The organism is Lysobacter sp. N42, from assembly GCF_004344885.1.
On record NZ_SKFB01000004.1, the window covers coordinates 204,163 to 224,069 of the forward strand.

General features: G+C 47.0%; 17 protein-coding genes. 8 read left to right on the forward strand and 9 right to left on the reverse strand.

Annotation, left to right across the window (positions count from 1 at the left end; translation table 11 throughout):
* Window positions 1-2,592, forward strand: coding sequence for a Fe/S-dependent 2-methylisocitrate dehydratase AcnD (gene acnD, locus EYQ95_RS10245; RefSeq protein ID WP_111915834.1), 2,592 nt, complete (start codon window positions 1-3; stop codon window positions 2,590-2,592).
* A 246-nt stretch (window positions 2,593-2,838) separates the two neighbouring features.
* Window positions 2,839-4,014: a 2-methylaconitate cis-trans isomerase PrpF gene (gene prpF / locus EYQ95_RS10250; RefSeq protein ID WP_111915833.1), complete on the forward strand. Its 1,176-nt coding sequence runs from the start codon at window positions 2,839-2,841 to the stop codon at window positions 4,012-4,014.
* Window positions 4,015-4,088: 74 nt separating this feature from the next.
* Here the strand turns inward: prpF and EYQ95_RS10255 are convergent, their stop codons facing one another.
* On the reverse strand, window positions 4,089-5,261 hold the full coding sequence (locus EYQ95_RS10255) for an ammonium transporter (RefSeq protein WP_111915832.1): 1,173 nt from the start codon (window positions 5,259-5,261) through the stop codon (window positions 4,089-4,091).
* A gap of 9 nt (window positions 5,262-5,270) precedes the next feature.
* The gene (locus tag EYQ95_RS10260; protein WP_111915831.1) at window positions 5,271-5,609 is read right to left on the reverse strand and encodes a P-II family nitrogen regulator; all 339 of its coding nucleotides are present in this window, start codon (window positions 5,607-5,609) and stop codon (window positions 5,271-5,273) included.
* Window positions 5,610-5,814: 205 nt separating this feature from the next.
* Between EYQ95_RS10260 and EYQ95_RS10265 the strand changes: the two genes are divergently transcribed.
* The gene (locus tag EYQ95_RS10265) at window positions 5,815-7,188 is read left to right on the forward strand and encodes a M28 family metallopeptidase (RefSeq protein ID WP_111915830.1); all 1,374 of its coding nucleotides are present in this window, start codon (window positions 5,815-5,817) and stop codon (window positions 7,186-7,188) included.
* Between the two features lie 13 nt (window positions 7,189-7,201).
* Complete coding sequence (locus EYQ95_RS10270; protein ID WP_207916344.1) at window positions 7,202-7,600, forward strand: DUF6746 family protein; 399 nt, start codon at window positions 7,202-7,204, stop codon at window positions 7,598-7,600.
* A 63-nt stretch (window positions 7,601-7,663) separates the two neighbouring features.
* Here the strand turns inward: EYQ95_RS10270 and kynU are convergent, their stop codons facing one another.
* The 6 genes from kynU to EYQ95_RS10300 are packed head-to-tail and all read right to left on the reverse strand — an operon-like array spanning window position 7,664 to window position 13,357.
* On the reverse strand, window positions 7,664-8,902 hold the full coding sequence (gene kynU, locus EYQ95_RS10275) for a kynureninase (protein WP_111915829.1): 1,239 nt from the start codon (window positions 8,900-8,902) through the stop codon (window positions 7,664-7,666).
* Between the two features lie 5 nt (window positions 8,903-8,907).
* Window positions 8,908-9,714, reverse strand: coding sequence for an alpha/beta hydrolase (locus EYQ95_RS10280; RefSeq protein ID WP_111915828.1), 807 nt, complete (start codon window positions 9,712-9,714; stop codon window positions 8,908-8,910).
* Between the two features lie 9 nt (window positions 9,715-9,723).
* Window positions 9,724-11,127, reverse strand: a complete 1,404-nt coding sequence (locus EYQ95_RS10285; RefSeq protein WP_111915827.1) for a glycosyltransferase family 2 protein — start codon at window positions 11,125-11,127, stop codon at window positions 9,724-9,726.
* The gene (locus EYQ95_RS10290) at window positions 11,124-12,209 is read right to left on the reverse strand and encodes a HEAT repeat domain-containing protein (protein ID WP_111915826.1); all 1,086 of its coding nucleotides are present in this window, start codon (window positions 12,207-12,209) and stop codon (window positions 11,124-11,126) included. Before EYQ95_RS10290 ends, EYQ95_RS10285 begins: the two co-directional genes overlap by 4 nt.
* Window positions 12,187-12,933: a YaiO family outer membrane beta-barrel protein gene (locus EYQ95_RS10295; RefSeq protein ID WP_111915825.1), complete on the reverse strand. Its 747-nt coding sequence runs from the start codon at window positions 12,931-12,933 to the stop codon at window positions 12,187-12,189. Before EYQ95_RS10295 ends, EYQ95_RS10290 begins: the two co-directional genes overlap by 23 nt.
* A gap of 1 nt (window position 12,934) precedes the next feature.
* A complete protein-coding gene (locus tag EYQ95_RS10300; RefSeq protein WP_111915824.1) occupies window positions 12,935-13,357 on the reverse strand; it encodes a PleD family two-component system response regulator in 423 nt (140 codons plus the stop codon).
* A gap of 90 nt (window positions 13,358-13,447) precedes the next feature.
* Here EYQ95_RS10300 and EYQ95_RS10305 point away from each other — a divergent pair, with 90 nt between their 5' ends.
* Genes EYQ95_RS10305 through EYQ95_RS10320 form a run of 4 tightly spaced genes read left to right on the forward strand, consistent with a single transcriptional unit; the run spans window position 13,448 to window position 18,502 of the window.
* On the forward strand, window positions 13,448-14,698 hold the full coding sequence (locus tag EYQ95_RS10305; RefSeq protein WP_111915823.1) for a DUF418 domain-containing protein: 1,251 nt from the start codon (window positions 13,448-13,450) through the stop codon (window positions 14,696-14,698).
* Window positions 14,699-14,704: 6 nt separating this feature from the next.
* The gene (locus tag EYQ95_RS10310; protein WP_111915822.1) at window positions 14,705-16,708 is read left to right on the forward strand and encodes a bifunctional UDP-sugar hydrolase/5'-nucleotidase; all 2,004 of its coding nucleotides are present in this window, start codon (window positions 14,705-14,707) and stop codon (window positions 16,706-16,708) included.
* 16 nt (window positions 16,709-16,724) lie between these two features.
* Entirely contained in the window at window positions 16,725-18,068 is a 1,344-nt protein-coding gene (locus EYQ95_RS10315; RefSeq protein WP_111915821.1) for an MFS transporter, read from the forward strand.
* Window positions 18,065-18,502 carry a hypothetical protein gene (locus EYQ95_RS10320; RefSeq protein ID WP_111915820.1) on the forward strand — a complete coding sequence of 146 codons (438 nt, stop codon included), beginning with the start codon at window positions 18,065-18,067 and terminating at the stop codon, window positions 18,500-18,502. Before EYQ95_RS10315 ends, EYQ95_RS10320 begins: the two co-directional genes overlap by 4 nt.
* A 41-nt stretch (window positions 18,503-18,543) precedes the next feature.
* On the opposite strand, the gene EYQ95_RS10325 is transcribed toward EYQ95_RS10320, so the two are convergent.
* Window positions 18,544-19,854 (reverse strand): amidohydrolase, encoded by a 1,311-nt coding sequence (locus EYQ95_RS10325; protein WP_243699895.1) that lies wholly within the window; start codon window positions 19,852-19,854, stop codon window positions 18,544-18,546.
* Between the last annotated feature and the right edge of the window lie 53 nt (window positions 19,855-19,907).

The window sequence follows — 19,907 nt, forward strand, 5'->3', positions numbered from 1 at the left end:
ATGAACTCTCAATATCGCAAAAATTTGCCAGGCACGAATTTAGAATACTTCGACACCCGCGAGGCGGTTGAAAGTATCGAGCCTGGTGCATACAGCAAACTGCCATACACCTCTAAGGTGTTGGCAGAGCAGTTGGTGCGTCGTTGTGAGCCAGACATGCTTACCGACGCGCTTACTCAAATCGTAAAGAGAAAGCGTGACTTAGACTTTCCTTGGTATCCAGCTCGTGTAGTTTGCCACGATATTTTGGGGCAAACTGCCTTGGTTGACTTGGCTGGCCTTCGTGACGCTATTTCGGCGAAAGGTGGCGATCCTGCCAAGGTGAACCCGGTTGTGCCAACCCAATTGATTGTTGACCACTCTTTGGCAGTTGAGCACGCAGGTTTCGAGCAAGACGCGTTCGAGAAAAACCGTGCTATTGAAGATCGCCGTAACGACGATCGCTTCCATTTTATTAACTGGACGAAGACAGCGTTTAAAAACGTAGATGTTATTCCTCCAGGAAATGGAATTATGCACCAAATTAACTTGGAGAAAATGTCTCCAGTGGTGCAGGTTCGTGACAATGTAGCGTTTCCTGATACTTGTGTGGGTACTGACTCGCACACACCTATGGTTGACGCCCTAGGCGTAATTTCAGTAGGTGTAGGTGGTTTAGAAGCTGAGAGCGTAATGCTAGGTCGTGCTTCTTATATGCGCTTGCCAGATATCGTAGGTGTTGAGCTTACAGGTAAGCTTCAATCGGGTATTACCGGAACTGACATGGTACTCGCGATTACTGAGTTCTTGCGTAAAGAACGTGTAGTTGGAGCATACCTAGAGTTCTTCGGTGAAGGTGCCGACCGCCTAACCGTGGGTGACCGAGCTACTATCTCGAATATGACTCCAGAGTATGGTGCGACCGCGGCGATGTTCTACATCGACGACCAAACCATCGACTACTTGAAACTTACAGGTCGTGACGACGAGCAAGTTGAGTTGGTTGAGAAGTTTGCGAAGCATACAGGTCTTTGGGCAGCAGACATGACCGAAGCGAAGTATGAGCGTGTATTGAAGTTCGACTTGTCTTCTGTAGGTCGCAACCTTGCTGGTCCTTCGAATCCTCATGCGCTACTTTCAACCGCTGACTTAGCAGAACGCGGTATTTCTGGTGAGTACGAGCTTGAAGATGGCAAAATGCCTGATGGCGCTTGTATTATCGCGGCTATCACGAGCTGTACTAATACGAGTAACCCTCGCAACATGGTGGCGGCAGGTCTAATTGCTCGTAACGCAAACAAGCTTGGTTTAACGCGTAAACCTTGGGTGAAGTCTTCTTTGGCCCCGGGCTCTAAAACGGTAACCATGTACTTGAAAGAAGCGGGCTTAATGCCTGAGCTAGAACAGCTTGGTTTTGGTCTAGTGGCTTATGCGTGTACAACTTGTAACGGTATGAGTGGTGCACTTGACCCGAAAATTCAGCAAGAAATTATCGACCGAGATCTGTATTCGGTAGCGGTACTTTCGGGTAACCGTAATTTCGACGGGCGTATTCACCCTTATGCGAAAAATGCATTCTTGGCGTCACCACCACTGGTTGTGGCGTACGCGATTGCGGGTACCATTCGCTTCGATATCGAGAAAGATGTGCTGGGCCATGATCACGATGGTAACCCTCTGACGTTGAAAGATATTTGGCCTTCAGACGAAGAGATCGACGAGATTGTGAAGTCGAGCGTTAAGCCGGAGCAGTTCCGCACGGTTTACGACCCGATGTTCAACTTGAGTGTGGACTACGGTGAGAAAATCGACCCGTTGTATCAGTGGCGTCCGCAAAGTACTTATATTCGTCGCCCTCCTTATTGGGAAGGTGCGTTAGCTAATGCGCCAACTCTAACGGGTATGCGTCCATTAGCGGTGCTTGGCGACAACATTACAACCGACCATTTGTCGCCTTCTAACGCGATTATGGCCGACAGTGCAGCAGGTGAGTACTTGGCTTCTATGGGGGTTCCTGAGGAAGACTTTAACTCTTATGCAACGCACCGTGGTGACCACCTTACGGCACAACGTGCAACTTTCGCCAACCCGAAATTGTTTAACGAAATGGTTCGTGACGACAATGGCGATGTTATTCAAGGCTCTCTTGCTCGCATTGAGCCGGAAGGCAAAGTTGTCCGTATGTGGGAAGCTATTGAAGCTTACATGGAACGCAAACAGCCGTTGATTATTGTTGCCGGCGCTGACTATGGTCAGGGGTCGTCACGTGACTGGGCGGCGAAAGGCGTACGTTTGGCTGGTGTTGAGGTTATTGTTGCTGAAGGCTTTGAGCGTATACACCGTACGAACCTAATCGGTATGGGTGTACTTCCGCTAGAGTTTGAAGCGGGTACAACACGCAAAACTTTAAACATCGATGGCACTGAAAGCTACGACGTTAAAGGTGAACCTGCACCTGGTGCGAAACTTACGCTGGTGATTAACCGTGAAAATGGTGAAAGCGTAGACGTGCCTGTGAAGTGTCGCATAGACACGCAGGAAGAAGTAAGTATTTACAATGCTGGCGGCGTGTTACAACGCTTTGCTCAAGACTTCTTAGAAGGTAACACCTAAACCCAAAATGGGGTCAGAGCACAAAGTGCTCTGACCCCATAGGTTGATGTCTGAGTTTCTCTTGTAATATTTTGATTTAAAAGATCTTAATTAAAGTTTTCTCTTCGAAATCTTGAGTTCTGCTCTATTTGAGGAAATACGTTGACTCTCTGATTAATAACTTTATATCAGGAAGTTAGAACGATTGAGGGTCTAAAAGACTGGGGTCAGAGCACAAAGTGCTCTGACCCCACTTTGAGGGGATGTATGAGTTTTAGTCCACAGTTAAAAATTCCAGCGATTTATATGCGTGGTGGTACGAGTAAAGGGGTGTTTTTTCGCCTTGACGAATTACCTGAGAAAGCGCAGCAGCCGGGTGAATATCGCGACAGTTTGTTATTACGTGTAGTGGGTAGTCCTGATCCATACGCCAAACATACTGACGGTATGGGTGGCGCGACGTCGAGCACCAGTAAAACGGTGATTTTGTCGAAAAGTGATAAGCCAGACCACGACGTAGACTATTTATTTGGCCAGGTGTCTATCGACAAACCATTCATCGACTGGAGTGGTAACTGTGGCAACCTCACCTCTGCAGTGGGCTCTTGTGCGGTAACTCTAGGTTTGGTCGACAAAGAATTGGTGCCTGAAAATGGTTACGCAACAGTGCGTATTTGGCAGGTCAATATTCAAAAAACGATTATTGCTCATGTGCCCATTACCAATGGTCAGGTGCAAGAAACGGGCGACTTTGAGCTAGACGGCGTAACTTTTCCTGCGGCGGAAGTTCCTATTGAGTTTCTTGACCCGGCAGACGGTGAAGGCTCGATGTTCCCAACGGGTAATGTAGTAGATACATTTGAAGTGCCAGGTTTTGGTGAGCTTGAAGCTACTTTTATCAACGCGGGAATTCCGACTATTTTCGTTAATGCAGAAGCTATTGGTTACACCGGTACTGAGTTACAAGGTGCGATTAATGAAAGCGTAGAAGCGCTAGAACGCTTTGAAACTTTGCGTGCTCATGGTGCGCTGAAAATGGGTTTAATCAATAACCTAGACGAAGCGCAAAGTCGCCAACACACACCGAAAATTGCCTTTGTTGGACCGGCGCAAACCTATGTTTCTTCGAGTGGCAAAACTGTTGCTGAGCAAGACATTGATTTGGTTGTTCGAGCCCTATCGATGGGCAAGCTTCACCATGCCATGATGGGCACAGCGGCAGTAGCTATAGGAGCTGCAGCTGCAGTTCCTGGGACCTTGGTAAATTTGGCTGCCGGTGGCGGTGAACGTGACGCAGTGACCTTTGGGCATCCGTCTGGAACGTTGCGTGTCGGTGCAGAAGCAGAACAACACAACGGTGAGTGGGTTGTCACTAAAGCGAAAATGAGCCGAAGTGCGAGAACGCTGATGGAAGGTTGGGTTCGCGTTCCAGAACCTGAGTAATCAAGAATAAAGCGGGCTAAAAATAAAAAAGCAGGTTCCTTTAAAGAACCTGCTTTTTGTTTTAGAGCTAAATATTAGTCTTGTTTGTGGGTAATAAATTCCGGGTAAGCTTCTACACCGCAGTCGCTGATGTCGCCACCGCGATACTCGTCTTCTTCCGATACGCGAATTCCTGTAACGACTTTCAGTATCCACCAAGCCACAAAGCTGGTTACGAACATCCACCCGAAAATCGTTCCGGCTCCAGCTAACTGTTTAACCAAAGTTGCGTCGCTATTGCTTAATGGAACAACTAAGAGTCCGAATAAACCAACAACACCATGAACTGAAATAGCGCCTACCGGGTCGTCTATTTTAGCGCGGTCTAATCCAACAATAGACAACACAACAATGGCACCTGCAACTAACCCTATGAGGCAGGCTAAAGCTGGTGTGGGTGCGTCTGGAGCCGCTGTAATCGCGACTAAACCTGCCAATGCACCATTTAGGATCATGGTTAAGTCTGCCTTTTTCCAGACAAAGCGAACAATAAGAAATGCGCCAATGGCTCCGGTCGCTGCTGCTGCATTGGTGTTAATAAAGACATTCGCGATAGCTTCGGCATTTCCAGCACCGCTGAGTTGAAGCTGTGAACCACCGTTAAAACCAAACCAGCCCATCCATAAAATGAATGTACCTAGTGTGGCAAGGGGCATATTTGCGCCAGGGATAGCCTGGACACTTCCGTCTGAGCGGTACTTCCCTTTGCGGGGGCCAAGTACGATAACCGCTGCTAACGCCGCTGCTGCACCAGCCATATGCACAATACCTGAGCCTGCAAAATCAGAGAAGCCGAACTCATTTAAGAAGCCTCCGCCCCAACTCCAGCTGCCTTGAATGGGGTACAGAACACCAGTAAGCAAAACACAGAAGATGAGGAAGCTAGAGAGTTTCATGCGCTCAGCAACGGCACCTGAAACAATAGACATTGCGGTAGCAACGAAGACCATTTGAAAGAATATATCTGCTGGCTTAGCGTGTGTTGTGATGTCTGGGGTACCATACATAAGGTGGTATCCAAAGAGTAAATAAAGCGTACACGCGATAGCGTAAAGCATGACGTTTTTAACCAAAATTTCGGTGGTGTTCTTAGAGCGAACGAGACCTGCTTCTAACATTGAGAAGCCTGCGGCCATCCACATCACAAGCGCTGCGCTCATGAGCAAATAAAATGTGTCGAGTGAAAATGCGAGTTCTGTAATAGTCATAATCGTTCCTTAAATTGCTTGCTCATCAACTTCGCCAGTACGAATACGTACCGCGTGTGCTAAATCAATAACAAAAATCTTCCCGTCGCCTGTTTTCCCTGTTTGGGCAGACTTTTGAATGGCTTCTACCACACGTTCAGACTGCTCTTGGTGAATGGCGATATCGAGTCTTAGCTTGGGTAGAAACTCTGCGCGGTAGGTGGCGCCGCGGTAGAGCTCGTCTAATCCTTTTTGTTGACCGAAACCTTTTACTTCTGTCACCGTAAGTCCGTTGCAGCCAACTTCATGTAGCGCGTCGCGAACTTCGGGGAGTCTGGCGGGTTTAATAATGGCAATGATGAGTTGCATGTTACATTCCTCTGTTATGAGATTGTTTTCTCTTTTTAAGAGGACTAGAGCAATTCTAATGCCACTCTTTAATGCATTGAAAATATTGGTCTTTTTTCTCTGCTTGGGAATGGCAAAATAATTCGCGGTTGATTTTTGTGCAACCATTTGCGAGTTTGCACCGTATCAGTGCAACACCCTTAGCTACCGAATATAAGGAGCAGACATGAACAAGTTTATAGTTGCTATAGCAGGCGTTGGGGCTTCATTAAGTATGCTTGCTCAAGCAGATGTGCCTTACGTGGAGCAGCAAAAACTGCATGACATAGCAGCAGCACCTTCAGCTGATCGAATTGAACGAGATATTCAAACCTTAGTGAACTTTGGAACGCGCCATACACTTTCAGAAACAAAGTCGGACTCCCGTGGAATTGGTGCGGCGCGCCGTTGGATTTTCGAGGAGTTTGAACGTATTTCACAAGCGTGTGGTGGGTGTTTAGAAGTGTATTACAGTAGTGACGTGATTTCGGGCACTACTCGAATACCCGACCCAACTGAAGTCGTAAGTGTTGTAGCCATTCAGCGTGGGAAAACCGATCCAAATCGCTATGTCATGATGTCTGGTGATATTGACTCGCGAGTGTCCGACGTAATGGACGCTACTTCAGACGCTCCAGGCGCGAACGATAATGCTTCGGGCTTAGCGGGTACGCTAGAGGCGGCTCGTGTGCTTACCCAATACGAATTCAATGGCTCTATTGTTTATGCGGCGCTAGCTGGCGAAGAACAAGGATTATTTGGTGGTCGTATTCTAGCGGCCCAAGCGCAAGAAGAAGGCTGGCGACTTCACGCGGTGCTCAATAACGACATGATCGGTAATATTGCAGGCATTAACGGAGTGGTGAATAACACTACAGCGCGTATTTTTGCCGAAGGCACCCGTATGAATGAAACTGCCGATGAAGCCACGTTAAGAAGATTTACCGGAGGTGAGGTAGATTCTCCAAGCAGGAACTTAGCGCGCTACATTGACTGGATAGCAGACCGTTACATTACCAACTTAGACACCATGGTGATTTACCGTTTAGACCGCTTTCGCCGTGGCGGACACCACAGACCTTTTAACGACTTAGGTTACCCAGGTGTTCGTATTATGGAAACGAATGAGCACTATGACCGCCAACACCAAGACCTGCGCAACGAAGACGGTAGACATTATGGTGACACTATCGACTATGTTGACTTCGACTATGCGGCAAAACTTACTGCCTTGAACGCAGTGTCATTAGCGAGCATGGCTTGGGCGCCGGCACCACCAACAGGCGTGGAAATTTCGGGTGCTGTTAGTCCAGACACAACATTAACTTGGGATGCTCCGAGAACCGAAGAGGACGATAATATTCGCGGCTATAAGGTGTATTGGCGTTATACCGACCAACCTCAGTGGCAATTCAGCAAAGAATTTGGAAAAGTTACTGAGGCAACCCTTGAAAACGTAGTGATCGATAACTATTTCTTTGGTGTGGCAAGCATCAACAACGAAGGTATCGAAAGTCCAGTGGTATTCCCAGGACCAGCAGGTACTTTCGAAATAGACTAATGTGGGATGCAGTATGAATTTTTTAAAAGCAATTGGCTCATTAGCGCTTGCTAGTGTAGTAGCTTCAGGTGTGGCTGGTGTCGTCCATGCAAGCGAAGACGAACGTTATGATCACTTTGAAGGTAGTGAATCACCTACCATTGAAGCGGCGTTGGCAAATCTAGTTGAATACAATCAGAAGCTTCAAGAAGCGATGGAAGGTGGATTAACTCCACAAGAAATGGCTGACATTCATCAAATGACTTACACGCTAGAAAATGCGTTAAAACGTTTAGATGAAGAGCTTGAAGCGACGGCAGCAAGCTTAGAAGAAGTGCATCTAGCTTCTGAAACTATGCAAGGAGAAATAGTTTCAGAGCAGGGGCGCGCGTACCTAGAAAAAGTACAAAAAATCTTTTTTAGCCAAAACTAATAAAGATAAAGACATGAAAAACGGGGCTTTATGTAGTCCCGTTTTTTTTTGCGTTTTTCGCAATCACGTCACTTTCTGTTTGACCTGAAACTGAGCTTCTTTATAGGTTTTATTACGCATAATGTGTTCAAGCTTTTCGATAGCAACGAATAAGTCTTCAAAGCCCACGTACAGTGGCGCAAAACCTACCCGCAAATAACTCGGCGCTCGATAATCTGCAATAACTCCCGAGTGTATCCATGCTTGGCATATCGCATACGCGTCTTCGTGATGAAAACTTAACTGACTACCTCTAACGTTAGAGTCGGTTGGAGAAATCGATTGCAGCTCTTGGTTCAATCCTTTTTCCGCCAATGCTTGCTCAAACGCCTCGCTTAATTTCACAGACTTTTCGCGAAGCGCTGGAATACTTGTTTGTTCAAATACATCCAAAGCCCCTTCTACGGCCGACATAGATACTATGGGAGGTGTACCCACTAGAAATTGGCTGATGTCTTGCGCTGGTACATACTCTGGCGAGAATTCAAAAGGTGCAGCATGACCCATCCAGCCAAATAAAGGTTGGTATGCTTTCCCTAAATGACGTTCTGCTACGTAAACAAATGCCGGGGCGCCGGGTCCTGCGTTTAAATATTTATAGGTACAGCCCACAGCGAAATCGACTTGCCAGTCATCAAGATAAACAGGCACTGCGCCAGCGCTATGGGCAAGGTCTACGATGATTGCAGCGTTATTTTTATGCGCGAGTTGAGCAAGTCTCTCAATGTTGAGCATTGCTCCGGTACGAAAATTAACGTGCGTTACAAGTAGCGCTGCAACGTCTCTGCTTAATGCATTTTCAAGCTCATTTTCGGCTACTAATTCGAGTTTTATATTGCGTTCTTCGAGTAGTTTTTGCAGACCCTGAATCATATACAAGTCGGTAGGGAAATTGTCCTCCGTACTCACAATAGTATCGCCAGGGAAAACTTCTAACGCCGCTACAAGCACTTTAAACAGGTTAATAGAAATCGAGTCGCAGCATAGGGTTTGTCCTTCGCTGGCGCCCACAAGTTTCCCGATACGGTCTCCGACCTGTTGTGGTTTGGAGATCCAACTATGTTTATTCCAACTCGCAATGAGGTCGTTGCCCCATTCCTGCTGAGTGGTTTGAGCAATTCGTTCTTGCGCTGAATAACTTAAAGGTCCGAGCGAATTACCGTCTAAATATACCGTTTGCGCGGGGATATGAAACAAATGGCGCAATTCGAATAACGGATCTTCACGGTCTAGCTGTTGTGCAATTTCAAGACGACTTAACATGATGATTACTCTGCTTCTAATGCATTAAATGTAGTGTGCAAATGACCTACCCAAGTTTGCCAAGCACTTGTTTCCGGGTGTACGAAATCGAAATGCCCTGCACCGTGAATAACAACATTAGAGGTGTTCCCTAGTTCTGCTTGTCGTGCAGGGACGATAGGGTCGCTATCGCCAGCAAATAATATTCGAGATAGAGTCGAGCTTTGCTTAACATTCAATTCGTCGCGCTCGCTAGCCGAAGCTGTAGCCAAAAACTGTGCTCCCGCACCTTGGCAGCTGCCTTCTTGCTGGGCGTAATGTTCAAGATTGGTAATTGCGGCTAACCCCATCACTTGGCTTACCTGTGTTTGAGTATTTTCCGCGGCTAGTAACGCAAGATGTCCGCCTGCTGAGTGTCCGGCGACCACTATTGGGCTATCACCAGCACGAGACGCTACTAAGTCAATTGCCGCTGCCACGTCATGTTTACTGGTCGGCCAGCCGCCGTTTTCGTCTCCAAGTCGGCGGTACTCTACAGCCCATACATGAAAGCCTTGTTCAGCAAGTTCTGAGGCGGTAGGACGAATGTGATCGACTCCATACGCATTTAGCCAACAGCCTCCATGCACCAGAACAACGTTTCTATTCGAAGTACCTGCCCAGTATTCAACGAATTGTTGTTCCGCATTGCCATAAAACAACACTTCATCAGCAGGAGCATATTCAAGCTCAGTTACACTGGTGAAGCTTACTTGCTCTGGCGAGCTAGCGTGTACAGTACTTGTAGCCGAAATAGAAAGTAGAAGAATGATGACTAACCGGATGTACTTCATGGATTTCCTTTATGATTCATTTTTATCTTCGGAAGCTCTTCTTTGCATATCGCCCCAGTGCCCTTTTTTGCCTCGCGCCCACCGGAAAATACCTATTAAACGCCACCAACTATTGAGCTGGCGATAACCAAGGTTTTCTATGAAAGCGGCAATAAATAGCGTAAGAATGCTCGACCGCTTTTTATAAACTCGAAATGTCATTTCTTCGAGCAATAACGCCATTACCGAAACCAGTATTCCCAACACAAATGCAGCGATTAAAAAAGCTATAAGTGCGGGTTCATTCAATTGCCCGCTAATGAGTAGGAATAGGGTTAACCCATAACCGAATAACTCGAGAATTGGACCAAAGGCTTCGAAAAATAGCATAAACGGATAAGCTAGCCACCCTGCCGCACCGCCTCGAGGGTGAAAACATAGTTTTTTGTTGTACCACAAGCTCTCTAATAAACCTTGCTGCCATCTTACGCGTTGGTTTTTCAACGTTTTAAAGTCTTCCGGCGCTTCTGTCCAACATACAGGGTCGGGCACAAATCGAATGTGGTAACGTTGCTTGTTCCTACGAAGCATCAGGTGCATACGAGTAATCAGCTCCATGTCTTCGCCGATGGTACTGGGTCGGTAGCCTCCTGCCTCAATCACCGTTTTTTTACGAAATACACCAAATGCCCCGGACACAATAAGCAAGGCATTCATAGGCGACCAGCCCATGCGTCCAAACAAGAACGCACGCAGGTATTCAACAATTTGTAGTCGGGGTAACCAGCCTTTAGGTAACGCTATTTTCCTTAGAAAGCCACCGCGGATCTCACACCCGTTGAGAATGCGTACTGTACCTCCAGCTGCAACTGTGTCGCGACTCTCCAGAAACGGAATCATGACGCGCTGTAAGCTGTCTCGTTGTAGCACCGAGTCTGCGTCGATTCCACAAAAGAGAGCGTAACGACTAACATTAACACCCACATTTAGTGCGTCGGCTTTGCCGCCGTTCTCTTTGTCTACGAACCAAAGCTGTGGGTAGCGTTGTGAGCGGTAAATGCCTTTAACAGCTTTAGTGGGGACTTTTTCTTTGTAGGCTTCTGGCCACGGCTGCATTTGAAAGGCTTGCATGATTTTGTTCGCGGTTCCGTCTTTTGAGCCGTCGTTGACCACGATAATTTCGAACTCGTTGTAGTCGAGCTGTAAAAGCGAGTGCAGCGCATCAACAATAGTGGACTCTTCATTGTAGGCTGGAACAATCACTGATACAGGCGGAAGCATTGTTAGGTGGTTCTGCGGCAACACGCGGTTACCCGACTCTTGCATATGCTTGTCTACGGCAAAGAGGCTAATGACATTGAGTAGCGTGTACATGCCAAACAAAATAACGAAATAAGCCACAAGAATTGTGTATGCAATATCAATCCAATTCATGAGGCCAACCCTTGCAAGTTGATTTGATTGTCTATCAGCATTGTCAGGGTTTCACTCCCAGCAGAAGCTGGACGCTTCTGTAACTCTGCCTTAATAGCGTCTGGGGTTAAGTCGGGTAGCATTATGAGTGTTGCTGCTGCGTCGAAACGCACCCAAGGGTCTTCGTCTTCTAAGCGGTCAAACAACCTAGGCGTGTAACTGGCGTCACCGAGTCGACCGATACAGCGAATAACGAGCCCTCTTATTTCAGGATCACGATGACTTAGAAAACGCGTTGCGTGAACCAATAGACTCGGAACGCTTGCGAGTTTAAGAAACTGAGCGACTACAGCCGTGTCATCTAAAAAGCGCTCGAGCAAGTTTAAGGCCTCTTCGCGATCGGTATAGCCACGTAATTGTTCTGCCAGACGAAAACATTTCAATGCGGTTCTTCGTGGCATTTCTTTCATACCCAACTTTAGGCTGGGTAAAACTCTTTCAAGAGGAGCTTCACGCAAAGCGCTCAGTACTCGGCTTTCAGACCAGGTTTTCTCTTTGAAAATAGCTTCTAAGGCTTTTGCTCCTCTTTGTTCGTCTAGGCTGAGCAAGCTTCGTAACGCAGCAACTGCGATAAGGCTGTTTGGATGATTGAGCATTTTCTCAATCAACTTTAACTGTTTACTATTGGCTTTTCCGTAATAGCCTAGAGCAGTAACGGCGGTAATGCGCACCCGCAAAACTCTACTTTTTAATAGAGAGGTTACCCATTCGGAAAGTTTGAGTTGAGCTGCAATTTGATTCATTGCGTCGTCGCCAGAGCCACGCACATAACTATGCATTAAGCACCAGTACTCTAGAAAGCGAGCACGGTCCTTTTTGGTCAACTTGGGTAGCCCATAAGCTTCTTGCGGTCCTTCGGCAATTGCAGAGGCAATAGCGTCCTTCCAGTATGCGCGAGTAGCGCTTTGTTCTTTCAGCTCTCGTTCCGAGCGCAAGCGAAAACCTGCTGCGGTGATAAGCAGCAAGAGACATAAAACGCCAAAGCCCGTTGTTACAACAAGAACAACGTGAAGCAAGGGATCAGAATCGATAGTGGAGACCAATCTCTACTCCTTGTCGGTCATAAAAGTCACCTTGTTCACTCCAGCTAAGTGCGTATTCCCAGCTCCAGTTTCCTCTCCATTCATGACGACCGTAAAGCGCCAAGGACTTTACTTCAGCTACGATCACTTGGCTGCCTATGGCTTCCACTTCTCTTCCGGTCGCGAGAGCCAATGTGATAAATGAAATATTGCGATAATAACGAGCAATAGAGACTTGTTGTCCTAGCTCACTATCTAACCCCTGTGGATTAATTTGACTCAGTTTAAACGCCAGTCTGTAATTTCCGATGTACCAGTCGGGCTCTATGAACAGGGTCGTTATATTACGGGTTGGCCAAGCCTGCCAATCAATGCCAACAGCGCTGCCCCAAGAGCGTCCGATGCTCTGGTAGACCTGAAACCTCGCTCTTTGCTCGGGACGAAAGTCTGCATTTGGCGTTGTGCCAATTTCCATGTCGAAAGAAGTTTTAGGCTGCCACTGATAAGACGCGCCAAGAGAGAATTCGGTGTTTGTGAGATTAAATCGTTGATAGTTTCGTGCTTCAGCTCTCAGTGCTAGCTGTGATGAGTAACCATACTGGCCACGAGCATATTGGTGCTGCCAACCATCATAGTTGTTGGAAAGGGTGTCAAAGCCGATTCCTGCAGCGACAAAACTTGGTTGCGTTTCGGCATGTGCTAATGGAGCGCACAACAGTGTGAGTAGCAAAGAAATTCGTAGCATATTAAACCTTCCAATTAAAACTTGGTAACGGTTCGTGTTCGAGCCAGCGTAGTACTCTAGCTTTTAGCTCTCGAGGTTGAAAAGGCTTACTGATAACGTCATTAACCCGCAGAGTGAATGCCTCTATAACGTCCTCTTCAGAGGTGAGGTCGCTTAGAATAACCATCGGCGTATTTTGATAATGAGGATTACGGCGGACTTGCTTAACCAGGTCAAAGCCGTCTGCAAAAGGTAAGAGTAAATCCATAATAATCGCGCTCAGTTCCGTGTTGGCTTCGATATGCTTCAACACGCCCTCGGCGTCGTCGCATAGGATTACGGGGAACCCTTGCCGCGCAAATAACGCACTTAAAATATCTCTTAAGTCGGCGTCGTCATCGGCAATAAGAATAGGTAAACGAACGTTGCTTTGTTGAGGTTCCATAGCGCCTAAATTAAATCCGGTTTATATTTGTACTTAAGTCTATGCCAGAAAGATCTAAATTCAAATCATCACTTTATAAGGCGATTACTCATGACAGCACTTGGTCAGCCAGTACCTACTTCTGCGCAGGAGCGGATTCAGCTTTTAGACGTAATTCGTGGTTTTGCTTTGTTTGGCATTCTAATGATGAATATTGAGTTCTTTCAGCGGCCTCCAGTGAGTATGCCTCTAGGCTTCGATATGAGCCAAGTAGGTGCGGATTTCGAAGTGGCGCGATGGGTGTATGGCTTTATTCAGGGTAAGTTTTACACCATGTTCTCGCTGTTGTTTGGTATCGGTTTTGTTATCTTTCTTGATCGGGCTGCTGCTAAGACCGAGCATCCGAAAAGACTCTTCTTCAGACGGATATTCTTCTTGGGTATTTTCGGTGCTATCCATGCGTTTTTGATTTGGTCAGGAGATATTCTACTGATCTACGCTTTTGTGGGGCTATTTTTGTTGCTCTTTACGAAGAAAGAGCCTGAGCAGCTTCGCAGTTGGGCGATAGGACTTCTTTCATTTGCTCCTGCACTTATGCTTGCGTTTGGCGCGATTGCGTCACTGGCAATGGCGACGTCAGACGGAGCCAAGATGATGGAAGGGAATGCGGAGTTTTTAGCGCATATCACTGCAATTGCTGCACAGGGGAGTGAGGTTTACAGCTCGGGAAGATGGGTTGAAGCCGTGCAGTATCGAATGGTTGAGATGTCGACTTTATATCTTGGTGCAGGGCTTATTTTCATGGTTCCGCCTATTTTGGGCATGTTCTTGCTTGGCTCGTACTTGTTCAAAAGTGGTTTATTTACGGGTGCGCCCGAAAAATCATTTCGTTCATTTAAGAAAATGATGATTCGGGGCTATGTCATCGGGATTCCATTGGCCACATTTTTAGCAATAGGTGGCTTAGAGATGGACCTTGTGATGCCGAACTTTAAGTCATCACTTATCTTTTTCGTACAAGCTGGATCAAACATAGCGTTATGCCTCGCCTATGTAGGCACACTGGGTTGGTTATGGCATAGCGGCAAGAAATGGGTGGGCTTGTTTGCGCCTGCTGGTCGCATGGCGCTGTCTAACTACCTTGCGCAGTCGGTTATTTTCACGTTTTTGTTTTATGGTTACGGCTTCGGACTTTACGGTCAGTTGGGCCGTGCGGAAGCAACGTTAATTGCCATCGCGGTTTATATACTACAGTTGTTTGTTAGTCGTTGGTGGATGTCTACTCACCAATATGGGCCGATGGAATGGATTTGGCGAACGCTTACATACGGTGGTGTGCGTGCAAGTAAAAATAAGGTTTAAGCCCTAATGAAGCATATTTTGAAGTTAACGGCGGTTACTGTTCTTTCAACGGTTTTGTTGGCATGCCAAACACATAAGCCGGAAGAGTTTGAGCTCACTATTGCGCATATTAATGATACCCATTCTGCCTTCGAGCCGGTTGAGGGAAATATGGTTGTTCCTCACAACGACCAATCCCATTCGGTTTTCCTTGATATAGGTGGTCACCCACGTTTGCTTTCTGCTGCCAATAGCGCCCGAGCAGAAGCGCAGGCAAGTAATACGCCGTTTTTGTTTTTACACGGAGGGGATGCATGGCAGGGCAGCGCATACTTTCTGTTAAATGAAGGTAGAATGAATGCCGACGTACTCTCTCGTTTTGGCTTAGACGCCATGGCATTAGGAAATCATGAGTTTGATTTAGATAACGAAAAGCTCGACGCATTTATAGATGCCGTTAACTTTCCACTGGTTGCGACCAATATCGACGCTTCTGAAGACCAAAGCTTAGCGGATCAGAATAACTTACTACCCTATGTTTTGTACCATTTCGAGCAGGGGCAGAAGCACCGTGTTACTTTAGATGAGCTAGACGGTTTTACCGAACAGCAGAGAGGGAAAGTTGTCGCCATTGTTGGTTTGGTATTAGAAGACATGCCGAACATCTCTCCAGATACGGGTAACGTAGCTTTTTTGCCGATGGTGGAAAGCGTGCAACAACAGATAAACCAACTGCATGCTATTGGCGTGAATAAAGTCGTTGCGGTCACACATATCGGTCACCAAATTGACCGAGAGGTTGCGGCTCAGGTGAACGGTATCGATGTGATTGTGGGTGGCCACTCGCATACATTATTGGGTGACTTCTCGCATATAGGTTGGGAACAAAGCCCCGTTTACGCGTCTCGTGTACAAAACCCAAATGGCACTTCAGAGACCTGCGTGGTTCAGGCCGGGTATTACGCCCAAGCCATAGGTCAGTTAGCGGTTACTTTTGATGAAAGTGGCGCGATAAGTAACTGCGAAGGAAGAAATACAGTTCTGGTAGGGAACCGTTTGTTCCAGGCTGACTCCAGAGACGAAGCGCAGCGTTACCCTAACCACGAAGAAATTCTAGGGCAAGTGCAACAGCTTGAAGGCATTCGTGTACAAGCTCCGGAAGCAGAGTTACAACAACACATTGTGAACCGTTACCAAGGTGAAATGCGTGAAGCTTACGGCGATATTATTGGTTTTGTTCCCGAAAATATAAACCATGTTCGTTTGCCTGGTAGTTACGGAAGTGACAAGCATGGGTCGGATTTAGCGCCGCTTATAGCGTATGCTCAATACCGCTATTTCTTAAAACCCGAGATTATTGAATTAACGGGCGTTACACCGGACTTCGCTTTAATTGGCGCGGGCGGTATTCGCAAGCCTTTAAGCCAAGGTGAAATTCGTGAAGGTAATATATCGCTAGAAGTTTTGCCGTTTGGTTCTTTCCTTTCAGTTTTAGGGTTAACTGGGGAGCAAGTACGCGCGCTGCTGGATAACGTGATAGAGAGCACGCTGGCACCTGGTGCTCACGCGGGTAAATATCCTTATGGTGGTAATCTTCGGTATACCTTTGAAGAGACTGAGGTTGGTGTTGCTGGAGAAATTACTCACATAGAAGTTAACCGTGGAACATTAGAGCAGCCGGTTTGGGAAGCCTTGCAAGACGAGCAGGTTTACCAAGTGGTTATGAGCGGCTACAGCGCAGCAGGCAATGATGGTTGGAATGGTATTTATGAAGCGCAAAAGGAAAGTTCTGATCGTATAGACGTGGTGATTCAAGACGAAACATTTCATGCATATCTCGTGGAGAGAGTAGAGCGAAATGCGCAAGGAAGTTTACTCACCATCTACGAAGGCCAAGCGCCAGATTGCGATGCTGAAGGTGTAGAATGTGGTTTAGACGCGCTTTCGGTGATCAACTTTTTCCAAGAAGAACGCCACCACGTGTTGGAGATTCCTTATCCAGTCGTTACACTCGAACGTTTAGAACAATAAATAAAAGAGAATTCTTATGACTCAACAAGCTCAAACCTCGGCGGGCCAACCGTCGCCGGTGATGCGTTGGCTCGTGTTGCTGTTTGTTAGCATGGCAATGTTTGGCAACTATTATATTTATGACGCACTTGGTCCTGTTTACGACTTATTGCAACAAGACCTAGGGTTTAGCTACGACCAAATTGGTCAAATTACCTCGGCATATAATATTGCAGCTTTGCTAGTGCTACTGCTTGGCGGTTATATCATCGACCGTTTCGGTACAAAGAAAGCTATTTTCTTCTTTGCGGTGGTGTGTTTACTCGCTTCGGTACTGAGAACCGCGTTTCCGCATTTTGAAACCATGCTAGCCGGACAATTCTTGTTGGGTATGGGCTCCGAGCCATTGATTGTGGCGGCAACGGCAACGCTAGCGAAATGGTTTAAAGGCCGTGAACTTAGTTTAGCGTTTGGTTTAAACCTTTCTATTTCGCGTTTAGGTTCTTTTTCTGCAGACCAATCGACCAATTTCGCTAGCGGCTTGTACTCAAATTGGCAAGACCCACTTTGGTTAGCTACAGGTGTTGCCGCAGTTTCGGTAACCGCTGCCATGCTTTATTGGATGTCTGAGAAGCGAGCTGAGAGTCAATATGAGCTTGGTGAAGCTGAAGAAACTGAAAAGCTAAAATGGTCAGACATTTATAATTTCGGACGCTCGTACTGGTACGTGGTGGCGTTATGCGTGGTGTTTTACGCTACTATTTTCCCGTTCCGTAGTTTTGCTATCGACTACTTCCAACAAGCACACGGTCTTTCTCGCCAGGCTGCGGGTACACTAAATAGCGTACTACCAATGGCTGCGATAATTGCGACACCATTGTTCGGGCTGCTCATCGACCGTGTCGGTAAACGAGCCGTATTTATGATGGTCGGTGTTGTAGTGATGGCACCACTCTTTATGCTTGCCACCTATTTACCACCAGGTCCCGCTATCGATTTAGGCTTTGGTGAAACGGAAATTATGATTCCGCTAACGTTGATTATTGTGATGCTATTGTTCGGGGTTGTGTTTTCACTGATTCCAGCTGCGATGTGGCCTTCAGTGGCCTACATTGTGGATGAGCGCAGAATAGGCTCTGCTTATGCACTGATGACATTCTGTCAGCAAGTGGGGTGGGCGGTCGTACCGCTAGTGATAGGTAAGCTTAATACCCATTATGGTGCTAGCCCAGACAATATTGCAGGTTACACGCCTGGAATGTGGTTCTATACGTTCCTCGCGCTATTTGGCTTGTTCTTCGCCTTTAAGCTTTGGGTAACGGAAAAGGGCCCTCACGGTCATGGTTTAGATACTATCACTGCAAAAAGTTCTGCCGAGTGAGAAAGTTAGCGCTACTCGCGCCATTACTGTTACTTCAGGGCTGTGTGGGTTTAGCCGTTGGAACTTACGGAACATACGAGCATGCGCAACAGCATGCTCAATTAGTACGTGCAGAGATTATCGCACGCCACGGCGAACCTGACCGAATTAAACGTCAGGGCGAATGTGAAGTGCTCTCTTATTTTGAAGGGTATAACTGGCAAGGAATTGGGGCATTTGTGGCGGTGGTTCCTGTTCCACTTGTAGCGCCAACGAGTCGTCAAGAGCGTCGATTCTATATAAAGAGTGGGAAAGCGGTTGCTGAAGTACGTGAGTTCGGAGAAGTTAAAAGCGTATATGGATTCATGTGTGGAAGTAATGAATGCGGATTTGTTGCAGGTCCTGCTCATCCTGAATTGACCGAATCAGTAATGGTTCGACAATGTGATGAATAAAAAGAGCCGCTTTGAAGCGGCTCTTTTTGTATGAGCGTTAATTAAAGCGCGGCGTAGTCAAACACCCAGTTAATATACATTTCCGTACCGATTTTTAATGCATCTTCGTCGGCATAAAAGAATGGTGAGTGATTACTCGGTGCAGTTGCTGGGTCTTGGTCTGGCGGAGTAATACCCAGAAATACGAATAGACCCGGAGTTTCTAGTGCGTAGAACGAGAAGTCTTCCGCACCTGTCACCAGCGCATTTTCTTTCACGTTATCTTCACCAGCCACTGCTCGCATTGTCGGAAGCATTTGTGCGGTGAGCTCAGGGTTATTAATGGTGACTGGGTAGCCCTCATCAATATGCACATGTGCTTCAGCGCCACTAGCTGCGGCTGTGTGCTCGGCGGTCGTGGTTAGGCGCTCAAAGATAGATTGGCGAATGTCCATGTCGAAGTTACGAATGGTACCTTCTAAATACACTTCGTCGGGAATTATGTTGTTGCGAACGCCGCCTTCTACGATACCAAAACTCACTACGGCTGGCGCTTTAGTGATGTCTACTTGGCGGCTTACGATGCTTTGAACATTGGTAATAATTTGTCCCGCAGCAACGATAGGGTCTACACCACCCCATGGGCGTGAACCATGAGTTTGTACACCTTTAACATTGATCTCGAACCGGTCTGAAGACGCCATAAGCGGACCTGAGCGATAACCTATAGTTCCTGTGTTTCCAGCGCTCCAAACATGGATACCAAACACTGCATCTGGCATCTGTTCGGCAAACAGGCCTTCCTCTAGCATCAGTTCTGCACCACCTTCTTCACCTCGAGGTGCGCCTTCTTCTGCTGGCTGGAAAATAAACATGACTGTGCCGGCAATCTCTTCTTTGTGCTCAGCTAGATATTCAGCAGCTCCCATAAGCATAGCTACGTGCAAATCGTGTCCGCACGCGTGCATTACGCCAACTTCTTCGCCACGATACTCGCCAACTGCTGTTGAGCGGAAAGGAACGTCGGTTTGTTCAGTGACAGGAAGGGCATCCATGTCAGCTCGCAGTGCAACCAACGGTCCTGGCTTTCCACCTTCTAGAATGCCGACTACACCGGTATGAGCAATACCGGTTTGAACTTCAATACCCAGGCTTTCCAAGTGCTCCGCAACCACGCGAGAGGTTCTAAATTCACGGTTACTGAGCTCTGGGTTTTGATGAAGATCTCGACGCCAAGTAATGACTTGCTGTTCGAGTTGTGAGTCTATTCTTATTGTTTCATTAGCAACGCTTGGGGCACTTATGGCAGAGCAAGCGGAGGTCAATGTAATGGCGGCAGCTAGGGATAACTTTTTAAATGATTGGCTTTGCACGGTTAAAACTCCCGAGTAATAGTGTATGACCCAGTATGGCAGTAAATCTCATA

Bases quoted from the DNA above. Each gene is read 5' to 3' on its own strand.
- acnD (WP_111915834.1), top strand. From the start codon at position 1: ATGAACTCTCAATATCGCAAAAATTTGCCAGGCACGAATTTAGAATAC.
- prpF (WP_111915833.1), top strand. From the start codon at position 2,839: ATGAGTTTTAGTCCACAGTTAAAAATTCCAGCGATTTATATGCGTGGT.
- EYQ95_RS10255 (WP_111915832.1), bottom strand. From the start codon at position 5,261: ATGACTATTACAGAACTCGCATTTTCACTCGACACATTTTATTTGCTC.
- EYQ95_RS10260 (WP_111915831.1), bottom strand. From the start codon at position 5,609: ATGCAACTCATCATTGCCATTATTAAACCCGCCAGACTCCCCGAAGTT.
- EYQ95_RS10265 (WP_111915830.1), top strand. From the start codon at position 5,815: ATGAACAAGTTTATAGTTGCTATAGCAGGCGTTGGGGCTTCATTAAGT.
- EYQ95_RS10270 (WP_207916344.1), top strand. From the start codon at position 7,202: ATGAATTTTTTAAAAGCAATTGGCTCATTAGCGCTTGCTAGTGTAGTA.
- kynU (WP_111915829.1), bottom strand. From the start codon at position 8,902: ATGTTAAGTCGTCTTGAAATTGCACAACAGCTAGACCGTGAAGATCCG.
- EYQ95_RS10280 (WP_111915828.1), bottom strand. From the start codon at position 9,714: ATGAAGTACATCCGGTTAGTCATCATTCTTCTACTTTCTATTTCGGCT.
- EYQ95_RS10285 (WP_111915827.1), bottom strand. From the start codon at position 11,127: ATGAATTGGATTGATATTGCATACACAATTCTTGTGGCTTATTTCGTT.
- EYQ95_RS10295 (WP_111915825.1), bottom strand. From the start codon at position 12,933: ATGCTACGAATTTCTTTGCTACTCACACTGTTGTGCGCTCCATTAGCA.
- EYQ95_RS10300 (WP_111915824.1), bottom strand. From the start codon at position 13,357: ATGGAACCTCAACAAAGCAACGTTCGTTTACCTATTCTTATTGCCGAT.
- EYQ95_RS10305 (WP_111915823.1), top strand. From the start codon at position 13,448: ATGACAGCACTTGGTCAGCCAGTACCTACTTCTGCGCAGGAGCGGATT.
- EYQ95_RS10310 (WP_111915822.1), top strand. From the start codon at position 14,705: ATGAAGCATATTTTGAAGTTAACGGCGGTTACTGTTCTTTCAACGGTT.
- EYQ95_RS10315 (WP_111915821.1), top strand. From the start codon at position 16,725: ATGACTCAACAAGCTCAAACCTCGGCGGGCCAACCGTCGCCGGTGATG.